Origin of the sequence: Thermithiobacillus tepidarius DSM 3134 (assembly GCF_000423825.1) — a bacterium.
Taxonomy (GTDB): domain Bacteria; phylum Pseudomonadota; class Gammaproteobacteria; order Acidithiobacillales; family Thermithiobacillaceae; genus Thermithiobacillus; species Thermithiobacillus tepidarius.
On record NZ_AUIS01000003.1, the window covers coordinates 44,048 to 66,248 of the forward strand.

Consider the following 22,201-nt stretch of genomic DNA (forward strand, 5'->3'; position numbering starts at 1 on the left):
CGCGCCTTGAGCACTCATAAAACCAGATCGCCCAGGTGGGTAAAGTCTTCATCCATAGAGGCCAGCCACTCCTCCTGCCGGAGGTTCCAAAGGCCCTGATCCCAAATCTCGAACTTGTGCACCTGTCCGACCAGGACCACGTTCTTTTCGAGGCTGGCAAAGCGGCGCAGCGTGGGCGAAATCAGCACCCGCCCCTGGGCATCCAGGCCCAGCTCTTCGGCATGCCCCACGAAGAGACGCTGGAACTTGCGGACCGCGGGATCGGCGCTGGGGAGTTGCGCCAGCTTCCGCTCGATTTCTTCCCAGTGGGGCAAGGGATAGGCAACGAGGCAGCGATCCTTGTCGATGGTCACCACCAGCTGTCCGCGGCACTGCACCTCCAGCCACTCGCGAAAGCGAGCCGGGACGTTGAGACGCCCCTTGCTGTCCATGCTGTGCTGGTGGGTTCCGCGAAACATCCGGCTTTACTCTCCCCCCTTGGAACCACTTTTACCCACTTATCCCCACTTTGATCCGAAGAATAGTGACCCATCCCCCACCTGTCAAGGTGAACAAAAGTGCACCGGACGCATAAGGAAACCCTTAAATTTCAGGAAAAAAAGAAGGGCCCACCGCATCAGCGGTGGGCCCCTCCTTCTTAAGCTGTATGATGTTGAGCAGGCCTGTAAGCCGGGTTCTGTCGAGGGCGGCCATTCCTCTTGGTCCCGGCTCGCGCCGGGACTCCAGCAACCTACCCGCGTGCCATGCGGGCCGCATGATCGCACGCCTATTTGGTCTTGCTCCAGGCGGGGTTTACCCTGCCACTCCCGTTGCCGGCAGCGCGGTGCGCTCTTACCGCACCTTTTCACCCTTACCTGCCCCTTGCGGGACATCGGCGGTATCTTTTCTGTGGCACTTTCCGTCGGCTCACGCCGCCCGGCCGTTAGCCGGCGCCTTGCCCTATGGAGCCCGGACTTTCCTCCGGGATCGCTCCCGGCGGCCGCCCAGCCTGCTCAACGCGCTCATTATATCATTAATCGAGTGATGAGTGATGAGTGATGAGTGATGAGTCCAGGCTGGGGCGGGCGAGATGCCGCATCCAGCTTGGTGCATCATCGCCAGGATCGTAGGAGCGGGCTTACCCGCTCCTACATCTGAGGTGGTCGGGCCTGGGCCTTGCCAAGCCTGCGGGGCTCCCATCTTAGCCGCCGGGTGCCGCAACCCCGACGGGAAGAGTGCGCGGGTCGCGGCGCAGCCGCGCCTGTTATCCGCAACTTCGCGCGCTCAGCCCCGCCCCCTCAACTCTCTTTCAACTCCAGCGCCCGCCCATACACCTGCTTGCGCGGCAGCCCGCTGATCTGCACCGCCACGGCGACGGCCCGGCTCAGGGGCAGGGCCTGCAGCAAGGGCGCGAGCAGCCTGTCCAGGTCCTGCTCCCCGGCCGAGGCGGCACCCTTTTCCGCGCCGGCCAGGACCAGGACCATCTCGCCGCGGCACTTCTCTGGCTGAGCCTGCAGCATGGCCAGCAATCCGCCGAGACTGTCGCGCAGGATTTCCTCGTGTACCTTGGTCAACTCGCGGCCGATCGCCGCCGAGCGCTCCGCGCCGAAGGCCGCGGCCATGTCCGCCAGCGTCTCCGTGATCCGGCGCGGGGATTCGAACCAGATCATGGTGCGGGTTTCGGAGGCGAGGGCCTGCAGGGCCGCACGGCGAGCCGCGGCCTTGGCCGGCAGGAAACCCTCGAAGCAGAAGCGATCGCTGGGCAGACCGGAAGCGGCCAGGGCCGCCAGCACGGCGCTCGGCCCCGGCACCACCCGGACCGGAATCCGTGCTTCCCGGGCGGCGCGCAGCAGGAAAAAGCCGGGGTCGGAGACCAGCGGCATGCCCGCATCGCTGATCAGCGCCAGGCTTTCGCCGGCCTGCAGGCGGGCCAGCAGGCGCGGCGTTTCCTCCCGCTCGTTGTGCTCGTGCAGGGACTGCAGCCGAGGGCGCAGCGCGAAATGGTCCAGGAGCTTGCGCGAATGCCGGGTATCCTCCGCCAGCACCAGGTCCACCCGGGCCAGCACCTCCCGGGCCCGCGGCGAAAAATCGCCCAGATTGCCGATGGGTGTGCCGACCACATACAAAATCCCAGCTTCTGCCATATCCGTGACGGGCTCCCGCGCTCCCTGACAAGCAACAGTCCATATTCTATATGAATGGGGGACAAGCCGCTCGCAATTGATCTGCGCGCCAAAGCTCCCTACACTGCTTGCTTTGATGCGCGCGCATGCTGCACGGTGACACTCAACAGATGCCAAAACAGAACGAGCGCCGGCCTGTGGCCAAACCCCATTCGCCCGTCCGCACAGCCGGGTTGCTGATTGCCGTGCTGGGGATCGCGGGTGCGCTGGGTACGCGCCCCGGACGCGCCGCCGAGCTCCCGCCGGCGCCCGCCGACCAGCCGGCCGCATCCGCTCCGCCCGCGCGCGCCTGCGCGCTCCTCCCCGAGTCCGGCCACTACGCCGCGCTGGCCAACGCCATCCGCATAGGCCTGGAAAGCGCGGCCGGGCAGCCGAACCCGCCGCCGCGGCTGGCGATACGGAGCTATGACACCCAGGGCCAGCCGCAAGCGGCGGCCGCCGCCTACCGGCAGGCACTGCGCGACGGTTGCGCGGTCATCATCGGCCCGCTGCTGCGCCAGGAGGCGGCGACCGTCATCCGCTCCCGCCAGGACACGGATCCGCCCCTGCTGACCCTCACGCCCATCGCAGCTCCTGTGCAGAAAGGCTTGTACCAGTTCGGCCTGCCGCCGGAGCAGGAGATGGAGCAAATCGCAGAGGATGCCTGGACGGCGGGCTACCGCCATCCCGCGCTGATCTTCCCGCAAAACGAGATGGGCACCCGGCTGCGCGACGCCTTCGTCCAGGCGTGGCGCCGCCAGGGCGGACAGGTGGCGGCGGCCACGCCGCTGCCCGCCCGGAACGAGGATCCGGACGGGCTGATCCGCAGGGCGCTGGGCCTGGACGAGACCCAGCCATCCGACGCTGACGGCGATGCCGCCGCGCCGGCATCGCAACCGGCCGCGGACTTCGTGCTGCTGCTGGTCAGCGATGTCCGCGCCCGCGCCCTCATGCCGGTCTTGCGCAGCTACGCCCTCGATCTGCCGGTTTTCAGCAGCTCCCGGGTTTACAGCACCCAGCCCGACCCGTTGCGGGACAGTGTGCTGGATGCCCTGAGCTTCGTCGACATGCCCTGGCTGCTCAGTCCCGGCGAGGAATGGACGCTGCTGCGCCAGGAACTGGCCCAAAAACTGCCGGCACGCAACGAAATCACCTGGCGGCTGGCGGCTTTGGGCCTCGACAGCTACCAGATTGCGCTGCGCATCTGGCAGGGGCAGACCCAGAGCGCCTACGCCGGCGCCACCGGCCTGATCAGCTTCGCGGACAATGGCATCCTGCAGCGGCGACTCATCTGGGCGGCGTACGAGCAGGGGCAAGTCCGGCTGCGCAATGGCCCGCCGCCGAAGCTGCATGATTAGGCTGCCCTGGCCATCCACCCAGGAAAAGGGGCGCGCCAGCGAGGACCTTGCCCTGCACTTCCTGCAAAGCCGCGGCCATCATTTGGTGGCGCGCAATTTCCGCTGCCGCCGGGGAGAGCTGGACCTGATCACGCTGGAGGCCGCCACGCTGGTCTTCGTGGAAGTCCGCTACCGCAGCCATGCCGGCTTCGGCGGCGCGGCGCTCTCGGTGGACCCGCGCAAGCAGGCCAAGCTGATCCAGGCGGCCCGCTACTTTTTACATCAGCACCCGGAGCATCAGCACCGGGACTGCCGTTTTGATATCATTGCCTTCGACGCGCGGCGCCAGCCGCAGTGGATCCAGCATGCCTTCGAGGTTTCCGATACATGAATCAACTCAGCGACCGCGCCCGCGCCAGCTTTCTCGCCAGCGCCCAGACCAAGCTCGATTGCGCCGACCTGCTCGCTCCGGTCATCGCCATCGCCGCCGAGCGCATGGCCAGCGCACTGCTGGACGGCCGGAAGATCCTGGTGTGCGGCAACGGCGGCTCGGCGGCCGATGCCCAGCACTTTTCCTCCGAACTGCTCAACCGCTTCGAACTGGAGCGCCCGGCCCTGCCCGCCATCGCCCTGACCACGGACAGCTCCACGCTGACCTCCATCTCCAACGACTATCAGTACGCTCAGGTCTTCTCGCGCCAGATCCAGGCCCTCGGCCAGAGCGGCGATCTCCTGCTGGCCATTTCCACCAGCGGCAATTCGCCGAGCATCACCCAGGCGGTGGAGGCCGCCCAGGAACGGGAGATGGTCGTCATCGCCCTGACCGGACGCGACGGCGGCGAACTGGCCCGCCTGGCGCAGGGCTACGGCGACGTGGTCATCTGCGTCCCCAGCCAAAGCACCGCCCGCATCCAGGAAGTGCATTTGCTGGTCCTGCACTGCCTGTGCGACCTGATCGACCAGCAGCTCTTGGGCGGCTTCGACTGAAGCCCCCGCCCGCTTCACACAAAGGAGTCTCCATGCGTCGTACTGCTTCTCTCTTTCTTGCTCTCGCCCTGCCCGCCGTGCTCGGCGGCTGCGCCGCGGCCGTGGTCGGCGGCTTGGCCACGGGCGCCTACGTGGCCCAGGATCGCCGCACCGTCGGCAGCCTGGTGGACGACAAGATGCTTGCGGTCAAGGCCACCTCGGCGCTGCGCCAGGACCCCTTGACCGTGCCGGGCCGCATCATCGTGTCCAGCTTCAACGGCACCGTGCTGCTGGTGGGCGAGGTACCCAGCGAGGAGGCCAAGGCACGGGCGGGCGATCTGGTGCAGCGGCAGGGCGGCGTGCAGCGGGTGGTCAATGAACTGCGCGTCGGCCCCATCGCTCCGTTGGGGGAGCGCGCCAAGGACTCCTGGATCACGGCCGAGGTGAAGACGCGCCTCCTGGCCGCCGAGGACCATCCCGGCCTCAAGGTCAACGTGACGGTGGATCGCGGCGTCGTGTACCTGCAAGGCCTGGTGCGCCAGGACGAAGGCGACTGGGCGGCCGATGTGGCCAGCCACGTCAGCGGCGTCACCCAGGTGGTCAAGGTCTACGAGTACATCTCCTGACATGGACGCCCCGCCCCGCTTCCGCCGCAAGATCATCCGGGATTGGCAGGCGCTGGCCGCCGCCTGCGGTGGGCGGCGGCCGCTGGTCTTCACCAACGGCTGCTTCGACATCCTGCACCGCGGCCACGTCACCTACCTGGACCAGGCGCGCAGCCTGGGGGCGGCGCTGGTGGTCGGGGTCAACACGGACGCCTCCGTGCACCGCCTGAACAAGGGGCCGGAACGCCCCATCAACCCGCTGGAAGACCGCCTGGAAGTGCTGGCCGCCCTGGAGAGCGTGGATTTCGTGACCGCTTTCGACGAGGACACCCCGCTGCAACTGATCACCGCCCTGCAGCCGGACGTGCTGGTCAAGGGCGGCGACTGGCCGGTGACGGCCATCGTCGGCGCCGACCTGGTGCTGGCCCGCGGCGGCCAGGTGCATTCCATTCCCTTCGAGCATGAACGCTCCACCACCGCGCTGGTGAGGCGTCTGCAGGAGACCGGCCATGGCCGTTGACGCCTTCGCGAGTGTCCTGCGCGAGCTGGAGGATGGCCTGGGCTCCGCACGGGTTTTGGCCGACGACTTCGCGCGCCAAGCCTACGCCAGCGACGACACGCCCAAATCCTGCCCGCCGCAGGCGGTGGTCTTCCCCCGCAGCCACGCGGAGGTCCGCGCCATCATGGAGATCGCCCTGCGCCATCGCCTCCCCCTGGTGGCGCGCGGTGCCGGGTCCGGCAACGTGGGCGGCGCCCTGCCGGTGGCCGGCAGCGTCGTGGTCAGCTTCGAGTGCATGACGCGCATTCTCGACTTCGATCCGGCCAATCGCACCATCACCGTGGAGAGCGGCGTGGTGACCGGCGACATCGACCGGCTGGCCCGCAGCCAAGGTCTCTTCTATCCGCCCGATCCGGGCAGCGCGCCCTATTGCCGCATCGGCGGCAATCTGGCCATGAACGCCGCCGGCCCCAAGGCGGTCAAGTATGGCGTGACCCGCGATTACGTGCTCGGCCTGCGTGCGGTGACCGGCACCGGCGCCGAGATCCACACCGGCTGCCGCACCAGCAAGGGCGTGGTGGGCTACGATCTCACCCGGCTGCTGGTGGGCAGCGAGGGCACCCTGGCGCTGATCACCGAAGCGACCCTGCGGCTCCTGCCGGCGCCGGCCGCCAAGGCCACCCTGCGGGTCTGCTACGACGGCAGCGTGCCGGCCTGCGCCGCGGTGGCGCGCGTCATGCGCCAGCCGGTGATCCCCAGCGCCCTGGAGTTCATGGATCACCACGCGATCGCCGCCATCCGCGCCGCCGGCGCGGCGTCCGACCTGCCGGCCGGCACCCAGGCCCTGCTCATGGTGGAGGCGGATGGCGACCCCGCCGACGTAGCGCGCCAGACCGCCGCCCTGAAGGCGGCCCTGCAGGGACCGGGCCTGCTGGAGCTGCAGGAGGCGCAGGACCCCGCCGCCGTCGCCGCCCTGTGGAGCGCGCGCAAGTCCCTGTCCGGCGCCATCAAGCGCATCGCGCCCCTGAAAATCAACGAGGACGTGGTGGTGCCCGTCAGCCGCCTGGCCGAGCTGGTCGCCCACGTGGACCGGCTGGCCCGCGACTGGCGCATTTCCATCGTCGCCTTCGGCCATGCCGGCAACGGCAACCTGCACGTGAACCTGATGGTGCACCCGGACGACGCGGATGAGATGGCGCGCGCGCGCGAGGCGCTGCACCGCCTCTTCGCCGAGGTGCTGCGCCTGGGCGGCACGCTCTCCGGCGAACACGGCATCGGCACGGAAAAGCGCAACTACCTGCCCCTGGAACTCGACCCGCCCACCCTCGCGGTCATGCGCGCCATCAAGGCCCAGTTCGACCCCTTCGATCTCCTCAATCCCGGCAAGACGCTCCCGGATTCCGATCAATGAGCAGCACCGTCCTGCATGCCGTCCAGGCCGTGCGCCACATCGCCCTCAAGCAGTGGCCCGAGGACTTCGGCATGACGGTGCTGGTCGATACGGCCGCCCAGCGGGTGCTGCGCCAAGGCGACATCCGCGTCTATCTCTTCCGCGCCGGCGTGATCGGCTTTTATGACGCGCCGCCGGCCTTGCAGGCCAGGGTGCTGGCCAGGGTGCAGGCCGACTTCGAGCCGCTGGATACGCCCCATGGCGAAGAGGTGCAGATCGGCCTGGGAGAGCGGGACGGCGTCGGCAAGGACGGCATCACGCTCCGGCAACTGGACGACGAGCGCCTGCTCCTCGTCGCCCTGCGCCTGGCGCAGAGCGTCGCCCTGGAGCTGCACGAGGAAGCGGTGGAAAACCTCATGGAGACCACGCTGAACCTGCTCAATCAGGTGGAGGCCAGCGGCCGCCTGCCGGGACGGCGCAGCAACCATCTCAAATTCCTGGCCTCCACTTCGGCCACCCGCACCGAAATCCTCGCCCGCTTGGCGGTGCTGGACAACCCGGACATCGTCTGGGACGAGCCCGGCCTGGAGCTGCTGTCGCGCGACCTGTCCGCCGACCTGGAGCTCACCAGCCGCTTTCGGGCGCTGGATGAAAAGCTCGACGCCATCAGCGAAGGGCTGGAAGTCATCATCGAAGGCAGCCGCCACAACCGCGAGACGCTGCTGGAGTGGATCATCATCGTCCTGATCGCCCTGGAAGGGTTGATCATGCTCATCGGGCCGGACTGAGCGGTCTTCATGTCCCGCACCAAAGTCCTAGCACTTAAGCCGGAAACAAGAAGCACTAGGACGAAAGGCGGTCTATACTTCAGAGAAGTTGTTGGTTTCCCTCCAGCGCCTTGTTTCCACCAGCCGAGCGGCTCATTGCAAGCCACCAGGCGGCAGGCCATGACCAAGCGCGGATTACCTTTTGTCCATCGCAGCCGCCCTCGCGGAAGCGGCCGGCGGCCGGCAGGCCGGAAAACGGTGCAGAGTACCCAAAGGGCGAGCGCAGGCTCGCCCTTTTTCGTTCGCCCGGCGAACGGCCTCGGCGGGACCACGGCGTCACCGTCCATGGCAAGCAGCATCGAGGCAACCAGCAGCAACGGAGGAAAGCGACCCTAAACAGAACCTGCACCACTCCATCTGCGGCTCTTCGAGCCAGGAGGAGTAATCATGAAATACAGCAGACGGCAGTTTCTCAAACTCGGGGCAATCGCGGGCGCGGGCCTGCTGCCATGGCAACTGGACCTGCGCAAGGCCTTCGGGCAGCCAGCCGTCCTGACGCCCTTCCTGGACCCCCTGCCCATCCCCACGGCCCTGCCCACCGCCGCGCAGTACCAGATCCGGATGACGGAGTTCTACCAGAAACTCCACGCCAACCTGCCGCTCACCCGTGTATGGGGCTATAATGGCACCTACCCCGGCCCCACCATCGAAGCACGCGCCAACGTACCGATCAAGGTCACCTGGATCAACAATCTGCCGACCACGCACCTGCTCAATGACGCGCTGGACTTCACCCTGCACGACATGACCGGCAATCCCGCCGTGCGCACGGTAGTGCACCTGCATGGCGGCCACGTGACGTCCCAGAGCGACGGCGGGCCCATGGACTGGTACGCCTTCGGGCGGCTCGGCGACCTTCGACTACCCGAACATCCAGCGGGCCAGCACCCTGTGGTATCACGACCATGCCATCTCCAATACCCGCCTGAACGTCTACGCCGGCCTGGCGGGCTTTTACCTGCTCCGGGACGCGGTCGAGGACGGGCTCAACCTGTCCCGCGGTTCCTACGAGATCCCGCTCGTGATCCAGGATCGCAACCTCGACCAGAACGGCCAATCGCTGTATCCGCTGTCGGGTTTCCCGAACGCGCCCTGGATTCCGGAGTTCTTCGGGGACACGGTGCTGGTCAACGGCAAGGTGTGGCCCTTCCTGCGGGTCGAGCCCAGGAAGTATCGCTTCCGCATCCTGAACGACTCCAATGCCCGCTTCTATCGCCTCAGACTGTCCTCGGGGCAGGTCTTCCACCAGATCGGCAACGAAGGAGGACTGCTGCCCGCGCCCGCCATCGCGGCGGAAATCCTGCTGGCGCCGGCCGAACGCGCCGACGTGATCCTGGACTTCTCGCGGCGCGCCGGGCAGACGATCATCCTGAGCAGCACGGCGACTGCGCCGTTCCCCAATGGCCCGGCCCAGACGCTGAACATCCTGCAGTTGCGGGTGGACAAGCCGCTGGCGGGGGCGGACACCTCCAGCCTGCCCTTGGCGTTGCCGCCGGTGCCGCAGCTCCGGGTACCGGTCGTCCGGACGCGCAACCTGACGCTCGGAGGGCATGGACCCGGTCGTGCCCGGCCGGCTCCTGATGCTGCTCAACGGCCTGCCCTTCGACGCCCCGGTGACGGAAACGCCCAAGCGCGGCACGGCCGAAATCTGGCGCCTGATCAACCTGACGGTGGACACCCACCCCATCCACCTCCATCTGGTGCAGTTCCAGGTGCTCGGCCGGCAACGCTTCGACGTTAACCGCCATTTGGCGAGCAAGCAACTCGTCTTTACCGGCTCCCTCGTGCCGCCCGACCGGAACGAGTTGGGATACAAGGACACGGTGCGGGTGAATCCCGGCAAGGTGGTGTCGCTGCTGGTGCCATTCACCGACTTCACCGGGCGCTACTCCTAGCATTGCCACATCATCGAACACGAGGATCATGACATGATGCGGCCCTTCGAGGTCCTGCCCTGAGCCAAGGCACCGGCCAGTTGGAAGGCGTCCGGCGGGATATCCGGCTACGGATATCCCGCCGTTTACGATGCGCCAAGCTCCCCATTGCCGAGCCGCAGCGCGGTTTCCAGCCAGATCCTCCCCCCGCAGCCCGATTGCATGCAGCCGCACTGTTAAGGTGCTGAACAGTTTTGCGTCCAGGGCCGCGACTCAGTTTTCATGCGCTTTTGGCAACCCGCCCTGGCTGCCGCTGAAGGAGGGGTGTTAATCCGCATTTACACTTGCATCTGCCGCCACTGTCGCTCCCACGAACCCCGCCCTGCCAAATCCGACAAAAAGCAATTCATTTTTAACGACTTAAGGTCGAGCGAAGCACTTGGCACACCCCTTGCTAAATCCCAGTGCCGACCAACGGGCTGCAGGCTGCACCGGCAGAATAGTGGGTAGGACTCGCGCACCGGATACGTTGCGTAATCACCATAAATCCAAATTTCAGGAGGATTCACCATGAACAAGACGTTGATGGCTGGCATTTCCGCTGTGCTCTTCGGCCTGTCCGCCTCCGCCTGGGCGTCCGGAGACACCAACGCCGCCGGCAGCATCGCCGACGCCGGCGCCGCCGTGGCCGGCAACGTGGCGGTCACGCTGTTCAGCGCCCAAGACAACACCATCAAGAACAACGCCTTCCAGCACGCCGAGGGCATCACCCAGGTGCAGCAGAACAACGGCAGCAACAACGCCATGCAGCAGGGCGTGGCGGTATCGGCCAACAAGAACGTGGGCGGCGCCAAGAGCAACGCCGCCGCCACCGGCGACTACAACGTCGCGGAAGTCGGGCCCAATCTCGACGTCAACATCGGCAGCACCCAGAACAACACTCTCAAGGACAATGCCTTCCAGGGTGCCTCTGGCGTGACCCAGGTGCAGCAGAACAACGGCAGCAACAACATCATGCAGCAGGGTGCCGCGGTGGCGGCCAATGAGGCCGACAACTACGGCGCCAGCACCGCCATCGCTGATTCCGGACATGGCGCTGCCGTGATCGGCAACGGTGCTGCCACCACCTCCTTCTACTTCTATGGCGGTACGCAGGACAACACCATCAAGGACAACGCCTTCAAGCAGGCCGAAGGCATCACCCAGGTGCAGCAGAACAACGGCAGCAACAATGCCATGCAGCAGGGTGCCGCGGTGGCCGCCAACAAGTGGGACAGCATCTGGAGCACGGCCGTCGCCGGCAGTTCCCTGGGTGCGGTGGTGGCCGGCAACGGCAGCGCCGTGATCATGGCCAGCCAGGACAACACCATCAAGGACAATGCCTTCCAGCAGGTGTCCGGCATCACCCAGGTGCAGCAGAACAACGGCGCCAACAACGCCATGCAGCAGCAGGTCGCCGTGTCCGTCAACCGCTGAGGGCGATCCGGCCGGTGGGCGCCAGCCCACCGGCTTCTTCCCCGACAGGCAACTTTGGGAGAAGGAATGGCGTCATGAAACAGTTTGCGCGTAGAGCACTGTTGAGCGGGACGCTGCTGGGCACCCTGCTGAGCGGGGGGGCTGCGCTGGCCGATGCGCCGGTTGACAGCTTCGCCATGGGTCACGCCGTTTCCGAAGCGGAACTGGGCCATCAGCGGGGCACTTTCGCCCCGGGGGTCGACATCAACGAACTCATGAAGGCCAGTTCGAACGGCAACAGCGTGTATTCCAGCTTCACCGGCAGCAATGCGATCGAAGGTGGCGCCTTTGGCGGCGCCAGCGGGATCGTGAACGTAATCCAGAACAATGGCAACAATGTGATCATTCAGAATGCCGTAATCGTCAGCATCACCATGCAGTGAATCGCGGCCCCGCCCGGGGCCGCCTCCATTCGGGAGGAGAGCATGTCCTTCGATCGCCCCATGCGCCCCATGCTTGCCTTAGCCATCGCCCTGCTGCTCGGTGCTCCCGGCGCTGAAGCAGGCATGACCATGCTCAACGGCGTGGGCGGCAGCTTCAATGTCGGCGTGAAGAGCTTGAAGGAAATGCGCTTTCGCAGCGTGGTCAAGCAGCAGTACGACTTCAGCTGCGGCTCGGCGGCCCTGGCTACCCTGCTGACCTACAACTATCAGCGGCCCACCACGGAGCAAGACACCTTCAAGGCCATGTACGAGGCCGGCGACAAGGCAAAGATCCAGAAGGAAGGCTTTTCGCTGCTGGACATGAAACGCTACCTGGAAAGCCACGGCTATCGGGCCGACGGCTTCCGCGTGTCCCTGGATAAGCTGGCCGAGACCGGCGTACCGGCCATCGTGCTTGTAAATATCAACGGCTACATGCATTTCGTGGTGGTCAAGGGCGTTTCGCGCGACGAGGTACTGGTCGGCGATCCGGCTCTGGGCCTGCGGCGCATGCCGCGCGCCGATTTCGAATCCAGTTGGAACGGCATTCTTTTCGTCATCCACGCCGCCAAGGCGGGCATGCTGGCACACAGCGGTTTCAACAGCGAGGATGTCTGGCAACAGGTCCCCCGGGCGCCCCTGGGTTTGGCCGTGAGCCGTGAGGCCCTGGCCTCCTTCAGTTTGCTCCTGCCTGGCAAAAACGACTTTTAGGGGAAGAGATCACATGAGCACTTCAGACGGGGTGGCAGCACCTTGTTTTCGCATCTACAGACACCTGTGTGCGGCGGCCCTGCTGACCGCCTTGCCGCTGACGCCCCTGCCGGCCCTGGCCCAGACAGGCTTTGCCGGCCTGCAGACCGTCAGCCACGAGGAACTGGACCAAATGCGCGGCGGCTTCCTGGTCAACGGACTGCAAATCAACTTCAGCCTGGAAACGGCCACCTACGTCAACGGCGCGCTGCAGGCGCAGTCCACCCTCAACGGCATCGAGCACAGCAATCTCATCCAGATCGGCAACGGGAACGCCGTGTCGCCAGAGGCCTTCAAAGACACGCAGGCGCTGTTGACCGTCATCCAGAACAACCTGGACTCCCAGGTCATTCAGCACTTCACGGCACTCAACATGCAGGTCGCCAACACCAGCGCATACCAGCGCTCGACGCAGCTCGGCGCCATGCTGGACAACCAAGCCCTGCTCCTGCGTCCCTGAGACCAACGTCTGGTCCGCGAAGTTATCGAATAACGCAACATCATTGTGCCCATGTCACACCGGAGAAAGGCCATGGTTGGAATGATGCGCAGAGATATCGCGCGGCCAGGCGGCCGGCAGGGACACCCCCGCCGGCGCTTGGTCCTGGGGGCGGCCGCCTGGGCGATCCTGGCCGGCTGCCCGTTGCATGCCCTGGCTGAAGAACAAGCGCTTGCCCAGCCTGCTGATGCCATGGCCGCCTTCGGCACCGCGGCGCTGAACAACGCCGACCTTGCCCGGGACAGCGGTCTCGGCTTCTCCCAGCAGATGCCGGCCATGAGTCGTTCCTACCAGGAGCTGGCGGTGATCCTGTGGGATGAAAGCGCCCGTCCGCGCAAGCACCAACAGGAAAATCCCGTTTCGAACCTCGCCCTGCCCCGCTCTCCCAAACTACCCTGATGCATTGCAGCGCCAACTAGGACGCCCCGTTGCGGGGCGTCCTTTGCGCTTGCAGCGCGACCTCCAGCGCATGCGGCACTCCGTGGCGCCACGCCGGATGCCGCACGCGGCCAGCCTGTTTACTGCTGTACCAATGCTGAACAACTCGCGTGTTCTGGCGGCAGGCCTGTGTTTATCTCGCATGCTGCCGCCATTGCGCGGGCGCGACACCAGCGGGTGTTAAATCTCCTTTACACAGTTGCAACGCATGCATCCAGCACTTCCGCTCGCAGGCCTTTCGAAAGCAAACTTTAATCATAAAAAACAAAAAGTTAGCCAAAAAAGACAACCTTGGCACAAGCTTTGCTGAATAGAGCATGCCATGAAGTCAATTTACGGCTAATGGGTGGGACGACAAGCAAGGCACCACGACCATATTTGTTTTCATTCAACTAGTGAGGAGAATGCGATGAACAAGACCTTGATGGCTGGCATTTCCGCTGTGCTCTTCGGCCTGTCCGCCTCCGCCTGGGCGACGGGGCCGAGCGAATCCAACGCCGCCGGCAGCAGTGCCGACGCCGGCGCCGCCGTGTTGCTCAATGCCGCCGTGACGGCGGCTACCGTCCAGGACAACACCATCAAGGACAACGCCTTCCAGCACGCCGAGGGCATCACCCAGGTGCAGCAGAACAACGGCAGCAACAATGCCATGCAGCAGGGCGTGGCGGTATCGGCCAGCACGACCAAGGACAAGGACGACGGTCATACGCACAGCAACTTCGCCTACGCCCATGACGGCAACGGCGCCCTGGTCGGCGGCAACGTTTCCGTAAGCCTTGGCAACCTGCAGGACAACACCATCAAGGACAACGCCTTCCAGCAGGCCGAAGGCATCACCCAGGTGCAGCAGAACAATGGCAGCAACAACGCCATGCAGCAGGGTGCGGCCGTGGCGGCGAACCAGGAAGACAATTACGGCGCCAGCAAAGCCATCGCCCATTCGGCGCACGAGGCCGTGGTGATCGGCAACGGCGCTGCCGTGGCGGAGTATATCGAGCTGCTCGATCCCCAGCACAATACCATCAAGGACAACGCCTTCCAGCAGGCCGAGGGCATCACTCAGGTGCAGCAGAACAACGGCGCCAACAACGCCATGCAGCAGGGTGCCGCGGTGGCCGCCAACAAGTGGGACAGCATCTGGAGCACCGCTCTCGCCAGCAGCTCGCTCTCGGCGGCGGTGGCCGGCAACGGCAGCGCCGTGATCATGGCCAGCCAGGACAACACCATCAAGGACAACGCCTTCCAGCAGGTGTCCGGCATCACCCAGGTGCAGCAGAACAACGGCGCCAACAACGCCATGCAGCAGCAGGTCGCCGTGTCCGTCAACCGCTGAAGACGCGCGACAGACAGGCCGGTGGGCATCAGCCCACCGGCCTTTTTTATGCCTCACGCCGGCAGCGGCGAGAGGGAAAACCCGCAGGTCAGAAGGTGATCGGCAATCGCAAGGTCAACTGCACATCCGGCGCATCCTGGGTGGCGCCCACGCCGAAATTCAGATTGAAGCCCGTCTTGGGCGTCAGCCGGTAGGAATAGCCGAAGAGCACGGAACCCACCTGCAGCATGCGGGTATTGGGCACCGTCATGCCGTTCTGCTTGGGCTTGCCGATGATGCTGTGGTCATAGCCGAGGCTGAAAGAGGCTTTCTCGTTGAGGGACAAGCCCATGCCGAAGCCGAAGCCCACCGCGTCGCCCGGATCGATCTTGCCGTAGCCGTATCCTACGTCGCGCTCGATGTTCCACGAGTAGCTCAGGTTGCCGTAGAACACGGCGGGATCGGAGGGAAAGATGGCGGTCAGACTAGGCTGCACGCTCCAGAAACCGGTGCCGGTGGGCAGTTCGGTCAATAGATTGGTGGCCGGGTCGCGCGGCACTTCGAAGGGATTCTTGCCAGTGATGGTCTTCACCCGCAGGTTGCCCACGTAGAAGCCGGCTTGGCCGCCGCGGTTCAGCTGATAGTGGGCCGCGACCTCGACATCGCCGATGTCGCTGCCATCGGCATCCACCAGAATCGGCTCGCTGGTGCCGCCGTTCTGCACATTGCGGGTCAGGCTGCTGTCCGTGCGCCACACGTAAGGCACCCGCGCCTCCACCTCCAGTCGGTCGGTCAGGCCGTAGCGTCCGGTCAGGGCGGCGATGTAGGTGTTGCGGCTGGTGTCCTCGATCTGGATCGCGCCGATCAGGATGGCCGGCAGCACCGTGTATCCTTCCAGGCCGATGCGGTAAACGGAGGAATAGGCGTATTGGAAGGAGGGTTCCAGGATGAACTTGCCCTTGGGCGTCAGCACGCCCGTGGAACTGATCAGCGTCTCGATCTGCGGCGGCCGGGAATCCTCCTTCTTCTCCGGCGGCCGGCCCACGGGCCGGGTGGGGGCTTCGTCCTGTACCGCCGGGCTCGGTGAAGTGGTCGTGGCGTCCTCGCCATAGGCGGCCGGTGCCAGCGCCAAGGCGCTCACCAGCCCCAGCCCGGCGATCCGGGCCGGCCGGCGGGTTGCTTGCTTGCTCATGTTCTTTTCCTCACAGCTTATAAGTTGAAAAATCAGGCCCGCCGTCCGCGGGTGCACGTGCTCGAACGATGGTAGCGCTTCTTCGGCAGTCTTCTCTCCCTTTTTCTGTGGCCTTGTGCTGCGCGGCGGGTGCAAGCCGCGCGGCCGGGTCCGGATGCGTGTGTCAAAGCTCGATGGCGTACCTCTCGATCAGCCGGTACAGGGTGACGCGCGACACGCCCAGATGGCGGGCGGTCTGCGACAGATTGTTGCGGGTAAAACGCAGCACGGCCTGGATCGCCTCCTTCTCCGCGGCCGAACGCGCCTCTTCCAGCGTCGGCAGGCGCGGTGCCGCAGCGACGCCCTCCAGGCCCAGATCGGCCGGCGTGATCAGGCGTTTTTCGCTCATCACCATGGCACGGCGCACGCGATTGATCAGCTCACGGACATTGCCCGGCCAGTCGTAGTTGCTCATGCTGCGCAGGGCCTGCTGGCTGAAGCCTTTGACCGCCTTCTGCTTTTCCCGGGAAAACTTGTCGAAGAAAAACTGGGCCAGCAGCGGGATGTCCTCGCGCCGCTCGCGCAATGCAGGTACCCCGAGATGCAGCACATTGAGGCGGTAATACAAATCTTCGCGGAAGCGCCCCTCTTCCACCGCTTTTTCCAGATTGACGTGGGTAGCGGCCAAGACCCGCACATCCACATGAATGCTCTCGGTGCCACCCAGGCGCGTGATGGTTTTTTCCTGCAGGAAACGCAGCAGATTCACCTGCAGGTCGAGGGGCAGGTCGCCGATTTCGTCGAGGAAGATGGTGCCGCCCACGGCCGCCTCGATACTGCCGACCTTGCGCTGATAGGCGCCTGTGAAAGCGCCCTTCTCGTGGCCGAACAGCTCGGAATGGATCAGATTGGCCGGCAACGCGCCGCAGTTCACCGCGATGAAGGGCCCGCGGGCACGAGCGGAGCGTTCGTGGATGGCCAGCGCCGTCAGCTCCTTGCCGGTGCCGCTCTCACCCGTGATCAGCACCGGGGCGTCCACCCGCGCCATTTTGCGGATGCTCTGAAAGAGTTGCAGCATTGCCGGGCTGCCGCCCACCATCTCCTGCTCGCCAAGCTGGGCCTCTTGGCGGTCCCGCACCAGGTGCGCCATGCTGGCCATGCCGTAGGCATGCCCCAGGGTGACCAGCAGGCGCGGCGTATCCAGCGGCAGCGTGTGATAATCGTAGAAATGATCCATCACCATCTTGCAGATCTCGCGATCCTGCATGCTTGCCGGCGACAGCAGGGCAACCCACTTGATCGGGCCGCCCACAGTCATGAGGCTGTCCAACTGGGCGTGGATCTCCGTGCTGTACCCCTGTTCGAGAGAGGCCAGTCCGACCCGGAATCCGTACCGTTCGATCAGTTCGCCGGCGCTGCTCGCATCATGGGCCACGTGCACGTCCCAGCCCGAGGCGCGAAATTCCGCCACGGGGGCGGCGGAGAGCTTGAAGGGCGCGAGCAGCAACATTTTGCGGCGTTCGGGAATGGGCGTGGACGAAACAACGGACAAGGCATTGGGCGTTTCCATGATGGAAGCATTCCTCCCTACGTATTGTTTTTCACCTCACGCGAACACGGCATCCCACCTGCCACGCACGCCGGATGCGCACTTGGTCCATGTCAGTACTGGTTGGCGGGAGTTCGCGAGAGAGCAGTCCAGCTTGCCGCTACTTGTTCTGTAACTTTTCCCTTTTGCAAAGCTTGTTGTTTTCGCGTTGCCGCCCGTAGCACATCCGTCTTGCCGAGAAGACCGACGCCACCAGGGCAAAAGCACTTCTAGTTTGGATTTTCACATGTATTTTTCTGTCATCAATGAAGATAGATCAATCCAAAGCATTATCAAAGCGCGGTCTTATGACTTTCGTCGTAAGGCTTTCAACGCATGATCGATGTATACAACATGCCGTTGCGAAAAAAGACTCACGAAAGTTCCATTGACAAAGCAGCGTTTTATGCATGCCTGCGCGTGGCGAGCAAGGTGTCTCCATCGAACAATCCGGCGACCCGCTGATCTATACTAGAAGTATCCCTGACGCCAACGGGTAGGAGGTCGTCATGCCCACAGCCATTCTCAATGAAATGCGCGAAGCCCCTTCCATTCAGCCGATGGAAAACGTGGTCAACTGGTCCATTTTCCGACGGCGCAGCGAAGCGGAGGATTACATCCACAACATCATGCTCGGCAAGGACCAGATCCTGGTTGGCGGGCAGGGCCGGGACAGCATCGGGCCTTACTGGTGGGTGGGAGTGCGGGTGCAGGATCTGGAGAAGTGGGGCTCGCCCCACGCCGTGCACAAGCGCGACGCCATGGGCACCTGAGCTGCCTCGCCCGTGCTGTGCAGCCGTGATCGCGGCAAGCACATGGGCCGGATCAGCTCCTGTCGGACTCCGCAGCCGCGCCCAGCCTCTCCACGAGCCGGGTCAGTCGCGCCAACACCTGCTCCCTGTCGGCAAAACGGCCGGAAAGCTGCATCCGGAAGGCCAACTCGAGCCAGCGCCGGAAGCCCGGCCCGGCAACCAGTCCCAAGGCGGCCAGATCGTCACCCGTAATCCAGGGGGCCGGGCGCCCTTGCAGCAGGCCCATGCGCTCCCACTGCGCGCGCGCATGGAGCACGGCCGGATACTCCGCCTTGCCGGCGCCCGCCGCATCCGCCTGCGCCAAATCCAGCAGCAAGGCGGGATCGGGCACCCGCAGCGCCAAGCGCTGGTAGGCACCGGCCTTGGCGCCGTCCCGATGCAGGGCCGCAACGCCGCCGTGCCAGCGGATGAGCCCCAGAACCTGCCGTTGCAGGGCGGGTGAAGGAAACCAGCGCTGCAGGAACAGGGTGGCCCGTGCCACGCCGGCCTCTTCATGCCCGATGGCCCGCCAGCATCCCCGCGCATCGCGGCGCGTCATATCAATCTTGCCCAGATCATGCAGGAGGGCACCGAGCATCAGCGCCAGATCCCTGCCCTTTTCCCCCTTGCGCAATGCCGCCGCCGCGTTCAGCACGCGGCCCGTATGGATCCAGACGTCGCCTTCGGGATGGGCATCCGGCCGCTGCGGACAGCCCTGCAGCGCCTGCAGCTCGGGGAACAGCGCCTGGGCGCCGGTCAGGACCAGGGCATCCAGGGTCCAGGCCGGCTCCTGGCCGCGCAGGAGCCAGGCCGCCAGTTCCTTGCCGACCCGCTCCCAGGGCACCCGGACCAAGTCGGGCGCCAGCTCCCGGCACAGGCGCGCCGTGTCCGGGTGGATGCGAAAGCGCAGCTGCCCGGCCAGCCGCGCCGCCCGCAGCACGCGCAGCGGGTCTTCGGCAAAGGTGTCGGCATCCGTGTGCCGCAGCCGGCGGCGGTCCAGATCGGCCTGCCCGCCGAAAAAATCCAGCAGCTCACCGGCCAGCGGATCCCACAACAGGGCGTTGACGGTGAAATCCCGCCGGCGGCAGGCTTCGCGGGGCGGCACATCGGGCGCTACCTGGAAGCCGGGTCCCTGCGGCAAGGCCAGTTCGATGCCTTGCAGGACGTAGACGCCGAATCGCCCGCCCACCTTCTTGACCCGCCCGAAACGGGCGATGACGGCCTCCAGCCGCGCCTCCGCCAAGCCGTAGACCTCCAGGTCCCAGTCGTTGACGGGCAGCCCCAGCAACTGGTCGCGCACACCGCCGCCGGCCAGGTAGGCACGCCCGCCGGCGCCCGCCACCGCCTCGGCCAGCGCCCGTACGGACGCCGGCACCGTCAGCGCCGCAGCAGCCATAGGATCAGGGTGAGCACGATGCTGATGAGCAGACTGGTGGTGATGGGAAAGTAAAAGACCATGCCCGGCCTCTCGATGCGGATATCGCCGGGCAGATGGCCGAGCCCCAGCCGGCTGAGCAAGGGCCACAGCAAACCCAGCAGCACCAGGAGAACCCCCAGGGTCACGAACCACTTCGCCATTGCCTATCCCCCTGCGTCAAGCGCGCCAGCGGATGCGGCGCGAATCAGGCCTGCGCCTGCCTGATTCAGCCTAGATCAGCGTCCCGGCCCGCGAACCCGCAAAAGGGCCTAGGCCTCCTTGCCGTCGTAGAGGGCGTCGATGGCGGCGCCAAAGCGCTCCCACAGCACCCGGCGCTTCACCTTCAGGGTCGGGGTGAGCTCGCCGCCCTCCTGGGTCAACGGCTTGTCGAGCAGCAGGAACTTGCGGACCTGCTCATAGGCCGGCAGATCCTTCAAGGCCCATTGCACCGCCTGGCGCACCGCGCTCTGCACCTCTTCGGCGGAGGGATTCGGCTTGAGGGTTTCCTGCAGCCTTTCGCTGTTGGGATGGATGAGAGCCACCAGGTAGGGGCGGCGATCCCCGAAAACCACCGCCTGGTTGATGAGGGGATGGGTGGCCAAGCGCATTTCGATCTTCTGAGGCGCCACGTTCTCGCCGCCGGAGTTGACGATGAGCTCCTTCTTGCGGTCGGTGATCACCAGATAGCCCGCCTCGTCCAGGCGGCCCACGTCTCCCGTGTGCAGCCAGCCGCCGGCCAGTGCTTCGCGGGTCGCCGGCTCGTTTTTCCAGTAGCCGCGCATGACCGAGGGGCCGCGCACCAGGATCTCGCCGTCCTCGCCGAAGCGCAGCTCCAGATTGGGCAGCACCGGTCCGACAGTGCCGGGCCGCACCTTGCCCGGCGGGTTGGCCGAGATCACCGGGCTTGCCTCGGTCATGCCGTAGCCCTCCACGATCGGCAGACCGAGCTCCAGGAAGAAGCGGCCGATTTCCACCGGCAGCGGCGCGCCGCCGGATACGAAAAAGCGCAGGCGGCCGCCCAGACGCCGGTGCAGCGCCAGGCGCAGCAGATGCAGCGCGAGCCAGCGGCTGGCGCCCTTGCCCTGCCCTGTCACCAGGCCGCCGATGTCCAGCCCCAGCCCGCGGCGCAGCACGAAGCCCAGCGGCCCCTTCTTGCCCGCCACGTCGCGCAACAGCCGGGCATACAGCACCTGAAACAGGCGCGGCACTGAAATCAGGATGGTGGGGCGCGCCCGGGTCAGATCGCGGATGATGGTATCCGGACGCTCCGCATAGGCCACCTCCAGGCCGGCCAGGTAGGCGCCGAAGTGGCCGGTGCCACGCTCGAAGACATGGGACAGGGGCAGGAAGGACAGCACCCGGTCACTGGGCAATAGAGGGACCACCCGCAGAAAACCCTCGATGTTGGCCAGGATGTTGCCGTGACTCAGCATCACGCCCTTGGGCCAGCCCGAAGTGCCGGAGGTATAGACCAGGGTCGCCAGGTCCTCGCGGCCGACCGCCGCCAGCCGGGCATCCACCAGTTCGGGATTGATCCGCTCGCCGAGGTCCTTCAGCGCTTCCCAGCTCGGCAGGCCGGCCCGTTGGGCATCGGCAGGATCGCGCACGTACAGGCGCCCTTCCGGCAGGCAGCCCGGCGCCGTGTCCCGCAAGGCCTCGAGCTGCATCCGCCCATCCACCAGCATCAGGCTGGCGCCGCTGTCCTCCAGCACGAAAAGGGTTTCCGTGAGGCCATAGGTGGGGTAAATGGGCACGGTGACGGCGCCGACGGACAGAACGGCGAAATCCAGCATGGCCCACTCGGGCGAATTGCCCGCCATGATGGCCACCCGGTCTCCCGGGCGCACCCCCAGAGCCAGCAGCCCGCGCGCCCACCGGCGTACCTCGCTCGCCATCTCGCGCCCGCGGATGGGCGCATAGCCCTCGGCCGTGGGCCGCAAGGCGGCGGTCCGCTCGGGCCAGCGCTCCAGACGCTGAAAGAGGCCGGCAGCCAGGCTGGAAATGGTGGACAGATTCACATCCATGCGGAATGCCGGGGTCAGCCCCGCAGGTCGCGTTCGGCCATGGTCAGGCTGCGCTGGAAGCTGTCGCGCGCGAAGACCCGCTCCATGTAGTTGAGGATCGGCTTGGCGCTGGCCGGCAGCTCGATGCCCAGGTGCGGCAGGCGCCACAGCAGCGGCGCGACGGCGCAGTCAACCAGGGAGAACTCGTCGCCCATCAGGAAACGCTGGGAATTGAACAAGGGCGAGATGGCGGTGAGGCCGTCCCGCACGAGCTGCTTGATCTTTTCAGAAGGCTGCGGCGTGGAAAAAAGCGGCATGAACCAGTCGCGGTCGATGCGCAGGATGAGCAGGCGCGCCTTGGCCCGGGAGACAGGATCCACGGGCATCAGCGGCGGATGGGGAAAGCGCTCGTCCAGGTATTCGTTGATGATGCTGGACTCGTAGATCACCAGTTCGCGGTCGACCAGGGTAGGCACCTGCCCGTAGGGATTCAGGTCCTCCAGATCCTCGGGCTTGTTCGCCAGATCCACCTCGATGACCTGATGCTCCATGGCCTTTTCTTCGAGGACGATGCGCACCCGCTGGGCGTAGGGGCAGAGGCCGGAGGAATACAATGTCATGATGGGCTTTTTACTGCTTGATATTGCCATATCGCA

24 protein-coding genes and 1 other RNA gene are annotated in these 22,201 nt (G+C 65.6%); 16 read left to right on the top strand and 9 right to left on the bottom strand.

Annotation, left to right across the window (positions count from 1 at the left end):
- Window positions 1-14 precede the first annotated feature (14 nt).
- The 3 genes from mraZ to rsmI form a co-directional block, all read right to left on the bottom strand.
- Window positions 15-458 (bottom strand): division/cell wall cluster transcriptional repressor MraZ, encoded by a 444-nt coding sequence (mraZ, locus tag G579_RS0100210; RefSeq protein WP_028988574.1) that lies wholly within the window; start codon window positions 456-458, stop codon window positions 15-17.
- Between the two features lie 191 nt (window positions 459-649).
- Window positions 650-995: RNase P RNA component class A (gene rnpB / locus G579_RS18025), an RNA gene on the bottom strand.
- Window positions 996-1,277: 282 nt separating this feature from the next.
- Entirely contained in the window at window positions 1,278-2,123 is an 846-nt protein-coding gene (gene rsmI, locus G579_RS0100215) for a 16S rRNA (cytidine(1402)-2'-O)-methyltransferase (RefSeq protein ID WP_028988575.1), read from the bottom strand.
- Window positions 2,124-2,299: 176 nt separating this feature from the next.
- Between rsmI and G579_RS0100220 the strand changes: the two genes are divergently transcribed.
- From G579_RS0100220 to G579_RS0100295, 15 genes are all read left to right on the top strand, one after another.
- A complete protein-coding gene (locus tag G579_RS0100220) occupies window positions 2,300-3,499 on the top strand; it encodes a penicillin-binding protein activator (protein ID WP_162142943.1) in 1,200 nt (399 codons plus the stop codon).
- A complete protein-coding gene (locus tag G579_RS0100225) occupies window positions 3,492-3,869 on the top strand; it encodes a YraN family protein (protein ID WP_051180647.1) in 378 nt (125 codons plus the stop codon). The genes G579_RS0100220 and G579_RS0100225 overlap by 8 nt, the downstream gene beginning before the upstream one ends.
- On the top strand, window positions 3,866-4,465 hold the full coding sequence (locus G579_RS0100230) for a phosphoheptose isomerase (protein ID WP_028988578.1): 600 nt from the start codon (window positions 3,866-3,868) through the stop codon (window positions 4,463-4,465). The genes G579_RS0100225 and G579_RS0100230 overlap by 4 nt, the downstream gene beginning before the upstream one ends.
- A gap of 32 nt (window positions 4,466-4,497) precedes the next feature.
- Window positions 4,498-5,070, top strand: a complete 573-nt coding sequence (locus G579_RS0100235; protein WP_028988579.1) for a BON domain-containing protein — start codon at window positions 4,498-4,500, stop codon at window positions 5,068-5,070.
- A 1-nt stretch (window position 5,071) separates the two neighbouring features.
- The gene (rfaE2, locus tag G579_RS0100240; protein ID WP_038017332.1) at window positions 5,072-5,569 is read left to right on the top strand and encodes a D-glycero-beta-D-manno-heptose 1-phosphate adenylyltransferase; all 498 of its coding nucleotides are present in this window, start codon (window positions 5,072-5,074) and stop codon (window positions 5,567-5,569) included.
- On the top strand, window positions 5,559-6,959 hold the full coding sequence (locus G579_RS0100245) for an FAD-binding oxidoreductase (RefSeq protein WP_038017335.1): 1,401 nt from the start codon (window positions 5,559-5,561) through the stop codon (window positions 6,957-6,959). The genes rfaE2 and G579_RS0100245 overlap by 11 nt, the downstream gene beginning before the upstream one ends.
- A complete protein-coding gene (locus G579_RS0100250) occupies window positions 6,956-7,726 on the top strand; it encodes an RMD1 family protein (RefSeq protein WP_028988582.1) in 771 nt (256 codons plus the stop codon). The genes G579_RS0100245 and G579_RS0100250 overlap by 4 nt, the downstream gene beginning before the upstream one ends.
- Before the next feature lie 600 nt (window positions 7,727-8,326).
- Window positions 8,327-9,346, top strand: coding sequence for a multicopper oxidase domain-containing protein (locus tag G579_RS19660; protein WP_408033211.1), 1,020 nt, complete (start codon window positions 8,327-8,329; stop codon window positions 9,344-9,346).
- The gene (locus G579_RS18830; RefSeq protein ID WP_028988585.1) at window positions 9,316-9,660 is read left to right on the top strand and encodes a multicopper oxidase domain-containing protein; all 345 of its coding nucleotides are present in this window, start codon (window positions 9,316-9,318) and stop codon (window positions 9,658-9,660) included. The genes G579_RS19660 and G579_RS18830 overlap by 31 nt, the downstream gene beginning before the upstream one ends.
- Before the next feature lie 549 nt (window positions 9,661-10,209).
- Entirely contained in the window at window positions 10,210-11,115 is a 906-nt protein-coding gene (locus G579_RS0100270; protein WP_028988586.1) for a hypothetical protein, read from the top strand.
- A gap of 74 nt (window positions 11,116-11,189) precedes the next feature.
- A complete protein-coding gene (locus G579_RS14945) occupies window positions 11,190-11,537 on the top strand; it encodes a hypothetical protein (protein ID WP_155989676.1) in 348 nt (115 codons plus the stop codon).
- Between the two features lie 42 nt (window positions 11,538-11,579).
- On the top strand, window positions 11,580-12,287 hold the full coding sequence (locus G579_RS0100280; protein ID WP_211218614.1) for a C39 family peptidase: 708 nt from the start codon (window positions 11,580-11,582) through the stop codon (window positions 12,285-12,287).
- A 13-nt stretch (window positions 12,288-12,300) separates the two neighbouring features.
- On the top strand, window positions 12,301-12,786 hold the full coding sequence (locus tag G579_RS0100285; protein ID WP_028988588.1) for a hypothetical protein: 486 nt from the start codon (window positions 12,301-12,303) through the stop codon (window positions 12,784-12,786).
- Window positions 12,787-12,867: 81 nt separating this feature from the next.
- The gene (locus G579_RS0100290) at window positions 12,868-13,224 is read left to right on the top strand and encodes a hypothetical protein (protein ID WP_155989677.1); all 357 of its coding nucleotides are present in this window, start codon (window positions 12,868-12,870) and stop codon (window positions 13,222-13,224) included.
- A 448-nt stretch (window positions 13,225-13,672) separates the two neighbouring features.
- Complete coding sequence (locus G579_RS0100295) at window positions 13,673-14,596, top strand: hypothetical protein (RefSeq protein WP_028988590.1); 924 nt, start codon at window positions 13,673-13,675, stop codon at window positions 14,594-14,596.
- 88 nt (window positions 14,597-14,684) lie between these two features.
- Here the strand turns inward: G579_RS0100295 and G579_RS14950 are convergent, their stop codons facing one another.
- Together G579_RS14950 and G579_RS0100305 are read right to left on the bottom strand one after the other, a co-directional pair.
- On the bottom strand, window positions 14,685-15,767 hold the full coding sequence (locus G579_RS14950) for a hypothetical protein (protein ID WP_051180648.1): 1,083 nt from the start codon (window positions 15,765-15,767) through the stop codon (window positions 14,685-14,687).
- A gap of 163 nt (window positions 15,768-15,930) precedes the next feature.
- On the bottom strand, window positions 15,931-17,316 hold the full coding sequence (locus G579_RS0100305) for a sigma-54 dependent transcriptional regulator (protein ID WP_051180649.1): 1,386 nt from the start codon (window positions 17,314-17,316) through the stop codon (window positions 15,931-15,933).
- Window positions 17,317-17,843: 527 nt separating this feature from the next.
- On the opposite strand from G579_RS0100305, the gene G579_RS0100310 reads away from it, so the two are divergent.
- A complete protein-coding gene (locus G579_RS0100310) occupies window positions 17,844-18,107 on the top strand; it encodes a hypothetical protein (RefSeq protein ID WP_051180650.1) in 264 nt (87 codons plus the stop codon).
- Between the two features lie 52 nt (window positions 18,108-18,159).
- Here G579_RS0100310 and G579_RS19555 read toward each other — a convergent pair whose 3' ends face one another.
- The 4 genes from G579_RS19555 to G579_RS0100330 form a co-directional block, all read right to left on the bottom strand.
- A complete protein-coding gene (locus tag G579_RS19555; protein WP_269137039.1) occupies window positions 18,160-19,500 on the bottom strand; it encodes a CCA tRNA nucleotidyltransferase in 1,341 nt (446 codons plus the stop codon).
- A 2-nt stretch (window positions 19,501-19,502) separates the two neighbouring features.
- On the bottom strand, window positions 19,503-19,703 hold the full coding sequence (locus G579_RS0100320; protein WP_028988593.1) for a DUF2905 domain-containing protein: 201 nt from the start codon (window positions 19,701-19,703) through the stop codon (window positions 19,503-19,505).
- Window positions 19,704-19,811: 108 nt separating this feature from the next.
- On the bottom strand, window positions 19,812-21,566 hold the full coding sequence (locus tag G579_RS0100325; protein WP_028988594.1) for an AMP-dependent synthetase/ligase: 1,755 nt from the start codon (window positions 21,564-21,566) through the stop codon (window positions 19,812-19,814).
- A gap of 14 nt (window positions 21,567-21,580) precedes the next feature.
- A complete protein-coding gene (locus tag G579_RS0100330) occupies window positions 21,581-22,165 on the bottom strand; it encodes a glutathione S-transferase N-terminal domain-containing protein (RefSeq protein WP_230973757.1) in 585 nt (194 codons plus the stop codon).
- Window positions 22,166-22,201: the final 36 nt, after the last annotated feature.

What these genes read in the sequence shown, in the direction of transcription:
- rsmI (WP_028988575.1), bottom strand. Translation starts at nt 2,123, where the DNA reads ATGGCAGAAGCTGGGATTTTGTATGTGGTCGGCACACCCATCGGCAAT.
- mraZ (WP_028988574.1), bottom strand. Translation starts at nt 458, where the DNA reads ATGTTTCGCGGAACCCACCAGCACAGCATGGACAGCAAGGGGCGTCTC.
- G579_RS0100330 (WP_230973757.1), bottom strand. Translation starts at nt 22,165, where the DNA reads ATGACATTGTATTCCTCCGGCCTCTGCCCCTACGCCCAGCGGGTGCGC.
- G579_RS18830 (WP_028988585.1), top strand. Translation starts at nt 9,316, where the DNA reads ATGGACCCGGTCGTGCCCGGCCGGCTCCTGATGCTGCTCAACGGCCTG.
- G579_RS14945 (WP_155989676.1), top strand. Translation starts at nt 11,190, where the DNA reads ATGAAACAGTTTGCGCGTAGAGCACTGTTGAGCGGGACGCTGCTGGGC.
- rfaE2 (WP_038017332.1), top strand. Translation starts at nt 5,072, where the DNA reads ATGGACGCCCCGCCCCGCTTCCGCCGCAAGATCATCCGGGATTGGCAG.
- G579_RS0100285 (WP_028988588.1), top strand. Translation starts at nt 12,301, where the DNA reads ATGAGCACTTCAGACGGGGTGGCAGCACCTTGTTTTCGCATCTACAGA.
- G579_RS14950 (WP_051180648.1), bottom strand. Translation starts at nt 15,767, where the DNA reads ATGAGCAAGCAAGCAACCCGCCGGCCGGCCCGGATCGCCGGGCTGGGG.
- G579_RS0100310 (WP_051180650.1), top strand. Translation starts at nt 17,844, where the DNA reads ATGCCCACAGCCATTCTCAATGAAATGCGCGAAGCCCCTTCCATTCAG.
- G579_RS0100235 (WP_028988579.1), top strand. Translation starts at nt 4,498, where the DNA reads ATGCGTCGTACTGCTTCTCTCTTTCTTGCTCTCGCCCTGCCCGCCGTG.
- G579_RS0100270 (WP_028988586.1), top strand. Translation starts at nt 10,210, where the DNA reads ATGAACAAGACGTTGATGGCTGGCATTTCCGCTGTGCTCTTCGGCCTG.
- G579_RS0100325 (WP_028988594.1), bottom strand. Translation starts at nt 21,566, where the DNA reads ATGGATGTGAATCTGTCCACCATTTCCAGCCTGGCTGCCGGCCTCTTT.
- G579_RS0100320 (WP_028988593.1), bottom strand. Translation starts at nt 19,703, where the DNA reads ATGGCGAAGTGGTTCGTGACCCTGGGGGTTCTCCTGGTGCTGCTGGGT.
- G579_RS0100230 (WP_028988578.1), top strand. Translation starts at nt 3,866, where the DNA reads ATGAATCAACTCAGCGACCGCGCCCGCGCCAGCTTTCTCGCCAGCGCC.
- G579_RS0100290 (WP_155989677.1), top strand. Translation starts at nt 12,868, where the DNA reads ATGATGCGCAGAGATATCGCGCGGCCAGGCGGCCGGCAGGGACACCCC.
- G579_RS0100295 (WP_028988590.1), top strand. Translation starts at nt 13,673, where the DNA reads ATGAACAAGACCTTGATGGCTGGCATTTCCGCTGTGCTCTTCGGCCTG.
- G579_RS0100245 (WP_038017335.1), top strand. Translation starts at nt 5,559, where the DNA reads ATGGCCGTTGACGCCTTCGCGAGTGTCCTGCGCGAGCTGGAGGATGGC.
- G579_RS19660 (WP_408033211.1), top strand. Translation starts at nt 8,327, where the DNA reads ATGACGGAGTTCTACCAGAAACTCCACGCCAACCTGCCGCTCACCCGT.
- G579_RS0100225 (WP_051180647.1), top strand. Translation starts at nt 3,492, where the DNA reads ATGATTAGGCTGCCCTGGCCATCCACCCAGGAAAAGGGGCGCGCCAGC.
- G579_RS0100250 (WP_028988582.1), top strand. Translation starts at nt 6,956, where the DNA reads ATGAGCAGCACCGTCCTGCATGCCGTCCAGGCCGTGCGCCACATCGCC.
- G579_RS0100305 (WP_051180649.1), bottom strand. Translation starts at nt 17,316, where the DNA reads ATGGAAACGCCCAATGCCTTGTCCGTTGTTTCGTCCACGCCCATTCCC.
- G579_RS0100280 (WP_211218614.1), top strand. Translation starts at nt 11,580, where the DNA reads ATGTCCTTCGATCGCCCCATGCGCCCCATGCTTGCCTTAGCCATCGCC.